The 4,220-nt window shown below is 59.9% G+C and carries 5 protein-coding genes; all 5 read right to left on the bottom strand.

The genetic code is table 11. The annotated features are described in order from the left end of the window. Positions 1-34: 34 nt before the first annotated feature. From AC1DH9_RS24055 to AC1DH9_RS24035, 5 genes are read right to left on the bottom strand one after another with little or no spacing between them, the layout of a single operon-like run. On the bottom strand, positions 35-688 hold the full coding sequence (locus AC1DH9_RS24055; protein WP_427541567.1) for an HAD family hydrolase: 654 nt from the start codon (positions 686-688) through the stop codon (positions 35-37). Between the two features lie 40 nt (positions 689-728). Further along, positions 729-1,733 carry an ABC transporter ATP-binding protein gene (locus AC1DH9_RS24050; protein WP_216742608.1) on the bottom strand — a complete coding sequence of 335 codons (1,005 nt, stop codon included), beginning with the start codon at positions 1,731-1,733 and terminating at the stop codon, positions 729-731. Continuing rightward, on the bottom strand, positions 1,730-2,530 hold the full coding sequence (locus AC1DH9_RS24045; protein WP_216742609.1) for an ABC transporter permease: 801 nt from the start codon (positions 2,528-2,530) through the stop codon (positions 1,730-1,732). Before AC1DH9_RS24045 ends, AC1DH9_RS24050 begins: the two co-directional genes overlap by 4 nt. Continuing rightward, positions 2,517-3,362, bottom strand: coding sequence for an ABC transporter permease (locus AC1DH9_RS24040; RefSeq protein WP_123580274.1), 846 nt, complete (start codon positions 3,360-3,362; stop codon positions 2,517-2,519). The genes AC1DH9_RS24045 and AC1DH9_RS24040 overlap by 14 nt, the downstream gene beginning before the upstream one ends. Continuing rightward, the gene (locus AC1DH9_RS24035) at positions 3,359-4,165 is read right to left on the bottom strand and encodes an alkaline phosphatase family protein (RefSeq protein ID WP_427541563.1); all 807 of its coding nucleotides are present in this window, start codon (positions 4,163-4,165) and stop codon (positions 3,359-3,361) included. Before AC1DH9_RS24035 ends, AC1DH9_RS24040 begins: the two co-directional genes overlap by 4 nt. Between the last annotated feature and the right edge of the window lie 55 nt (positions 4,166-4,220).

Below are 4,220 nucleotides of genomic sequence, written 5' to 3'. Positions count from 1 at the left end.
CGAGCTTGCTCGCGATGAAGTTGACGCGGTGGCGCTACTTCCAGAGATGGATCGGCCAGCCGGCCTTTTCGGCGTGTTCGAGCAGCACCGGATCCGGATTGACCACATGCGGATAGTCGACTTTGATCAGCAACGGCAGATCGTTGCGTGAATCGGAATAGAAACTCGCGCCTTCAAGGTTCTCCTCTTCGGCGTCCAGCCACTCCAGCAAGCGAGTGATCTTGCCTTCGCGATAGGTCAGGGTGCCAACCGTTTTGCCGCTGTAGACCCCGTGAGTCACTTCCAGGTCGATACCGAGGATCTCGTCGATGCCCAGGCGTTCGGCGATGGGCTTGACCAGATGTGTGCCCGAAGCGGAGATCACCAGAATCCGGTCGCCGGCCTTGCGGTGTTCGGCGATGGCTTTGCAGGCGTCGCTGAAAATGATCGGTTCGATGAAATCTTCGACCCATGGGGCCACAAGGTGCTCGATTTCTTCCGGGGTGCGTCCGGCCATCGGCTCCAGGCTGAAGGTCATGTAGTCCTCCATGGCCAGGTGGCCCCTGCCATAGGCGTCCATCAATTCCTTGTCGCGACGCAGGAAGGATTCGCCGTCGACCCAGCCGAGGCGGGCCATCTGCTCGCTCCACAGTGAGGCGCAGTCGCCATGGATCAGGGTTTCGTCCAGATCAAAAATTGCCAAAGCCATCAGTGCTGCTCTCTCTTTAACAGTGTGCACAGCGAAAACATCAGGCTACCTCACACAGGGCGGTCGGATCGATGGAAAGTGCCAGTCGCTGACCGTCGGCATGCAGGTCAGCCGCCGAGCGGTTCAGCACGTCCACCACCAGTTCTACGCCGCGAGCCTCGACCCGATAGCGGATCACGTTGCCGAGCAGGCTGTGGCTGCGGATAAGCGCATCCGGTTCGCCATTGCGGCTGAGTTCGATAGCTTCCGGGCGAATCGCGATGCGGCCATTGATCGGACGTTGCAGCAGCTTGCTGGCGCTGGCGGCATCGAGCAGGTTGTAGTTGCCGATGAAGCCGGCGGCAAACACATCGACCGGAGCGGTGTAGAGTGTTTCGGCATCGCCGCTTTGGACGATCCTGCCCTGGTTCATCAGGAAGATCCGGTCGGACATGGTCAGGGCTTCTTCCTGATCGTGCGTCACGAAAATCGTGGTCAGCCCCAGCTCACGCTGGATTTGCCGGATCTGCTCGCGCAGGTGTTTGCGGATTCGAGCGTCGAGTGCCGACAGCGGCTCATCGAGCAGCAGCAAGCGGGGGCGGGTGACCAGCGAGCGGGCGAGGGCCACGCGTTGGCATTGGCCGCCCGACAGTTGATGCGGGTAGCGGCTGGCGAAGTCGGTCAGTTCAACCAATTGCAGCACTTCGAGCACGCGCTTGCGGCTGTCGTCGGCGTTGACCTTCTGCATGCGCAAACCGAAGGCGACGTTCTGCTCCACGGTCATGTTGGGGAACAGTGCGTAGCTCTGGAATACCATGCCGATTCCGCGTTTCTGCGGGCTCAGCGGCACCAGGTCATGGCCGTCGAGCAGGATCTTGCCGCCATCCACCGCGGTCAGCCCGGCGATGCAGCGCAGCAGGGTCGACTTGCCGCAACCGGACGGGCCGAGCAAGGTGACGAACTCGCCTTTCTGGATTTCGCAGTTGATGTCGCTGAACACCGGAGTGCCGGCGGAGCCCGTTTGCGAGTAGCTTTTTTGCAGGTGTTGGACGCTGACATAGCTCATTGGCTTTTGTCCTTGTTCAAGATATTGGCAGCCCAGGTCAGAACCAGCACAAAGAAAAAGTAGGAAATCACCAGCGCGCTGGTGAAGTGACCGCTGCTGTTACGCATGTTGTTGAGGTAGACCTGCAGCGTTTCGTAGCGCGTACCGACGAGGATGTTGGCGAACACGAACTCACCGAAGAGGAACGAGAACGACAGCAGCAACGCGACCATCAAGCCCTTGCGCAGGTTCGGCAACACCACCAGGAACGCCGCTTGCCAGGTGCTGGCACCAAGCAGTTGGGCGGAGTCCATCAGGTCACTCAGGTTGATCGCTTGCAGGTTGTTGGTGATCGCCCGGTACATGAACGGCAGCGCCACGGTGAAGTAGCAACCGACCAGAATCCACGGTGTACCGACCATCGCGAACGGTCCCGAACCGTAGAGCTGCAACAGCCCCACTGATGACACCACGGGTGGCACTGCGAACGGCAGCAGGATCAGGATGTTCATCAGCGCGTCGAGCTTCGGGAAGTGGTAATGCACCACGAACAGCAGCGGCAGGATCAACACCACCGACAGAATCAGCGCACCCACGCAGACCAGCAGTGATTGGCCAAAGGCGCCGAGAAAACGCGGATCGCTCCACAGCTGGATGTACCACTTGAAGGTAAAGCCGCTGGGCAGAACGGTGGCCGACCAACTGCTGGCGATCGAGTAGATCAATGTTCCGGCCAGCGGCAGCAACAGAATGGCAAACAGCAGATAAACCACGACCCGGTGATAGACACCGACGGGGCCCAGTTCAGCGCGAGACATGGTAGCTCCTCTTCAACAGCAACTGATGGACCACGGTCACCAGGGTCATCAACGTCACCAGTACAACGGCCAGGGCACTGGCCATGTTCGGGTCCAGGGAAATGTCGCCCGAAACCATCGCCGCGATGCGGATCGGCAGCACGTTGAAGTTGCCGGTGGTCAGGGCGTAGACCGTGGCGTAGGCGCCGAGGGCGTTGGCCAGCAGGATCACAAAGGTGCCGAGCAAGGCCGGGGTCAGTACCGGCAAACCGATATGTCGCCAGAACTGCCAGCCGTTGGCGCCGAGCAGGGACGCCGATTCGCGCCAGTCTTCACGCAGGGCGTCGAAGGCCGGGTACAGCAGCAACACACCGAGGGGAATCTGGAAGTAGGTGTAGAGGATGATCAACCCGGTTTTCGAGTACAGGTTGAAGTCCTGAATAATCCCGGCCTGCTTGAGCATGATGGTGAAACTGCCGTTGAACCCCAGCAGGATGATGAACGCAAAGGCCAACGGGACGCCGGCGAAGTTGCTGGTCATGTTGGCGAAGGCGTTGACGAAGTTGCGCAGCTTCGAATCGACCCGGCGCAGCGAGTAACTGCCGAGGATTGCAATGACGATACCGAACACGCTGGACCAGAAGCTGATCTCGAGGCTGTACTGGATCGCCTGCATGTAGAACTTCGAGCTGAAGATCTTGTTGAAGTTGGCCAGGCCCCAACCGAACTCTTCCGATTGCACACTGTTGATCAGCACCCAGCACAGCGGGGCGATCTGGAACACGATAAAGAAAATGGCGAAGGGCACCAGGCACAACGCCGCCAGCCACTTGCCGCGGGTGATTGAATTCACTTGAGCAGCTCCCGGCACACAGGTTTGTCGTGGGCAACACCCAGCAACTCGCAGACAGTGCCACACAGTTCGGTTTGTTTCGGGGCTGCATGGGGATTGAAGCTGAAGGCATCGCCGATGACGAACAGCGGTACTTCACGTTCTTCGGCCAGCAGGCCGTTGTGGGAGCGGTCGTTGTTCATGCCGTGGTCGGCGGTCACCAGCACCTGATAGCCGGCGTCGAGCCAGCCTTGCAGGTAGTCGGCGAGAATGATATCGGCCGAGCGGGCGCTGTTGCGGTACTGCGCCGTGTCGAGGCCGTGCTTGTGTCCGGCGTCGTCGATGTTCATGGGGTGAACCAGCAGAAAGTTCGGCGCATGGCGCAGGCGCAGGTTCTCGGCGTCGGCGAACAGATGCGAATCGGGGTAGTGATCGGACCAGTAGAAATGCGCGTGCTGGATCGGCAGTTCAGTGTTGTCGGTGTGACGGTCGCGGGCAGCCACGAATGGTGAACGGTTATACAGTTCGCTGACCCAGTGGTAGGCCGCAGCGGCGGTGCTGAGCCCGGCGGCGGTGGCGTAGTGGAACACGCTGCGCTGGTTGGACAGGCGTGACACGTTGTTGTGGACGATACCGCTGTCGATCGGGGTGACGCCGGTCAGGATGCATTCATAGAGCGGGCGCGACAGGGACGGCAGTTCGCATTCGAGTTTGTAAAAGGCTGCGCGTCCTGCGCCGACATAAGCCTGAAGATGTCCCATGGCATGCCGCGCGACCTCGTAGTTCAGGCCATCGAGCACCACAAGGATGACGTTGTGCTTCATGGGGGCAAAAACTCCGCAAAACAGAAATCTTGAGATCAACTCAATCTACTGTGGG

It is taken from the genome of Pseudomonas sp. 05T35, assembly GCF_056396605.1.
This window is presented reverse-complemented; position numbering and strand designations above follow the sequence as displayed.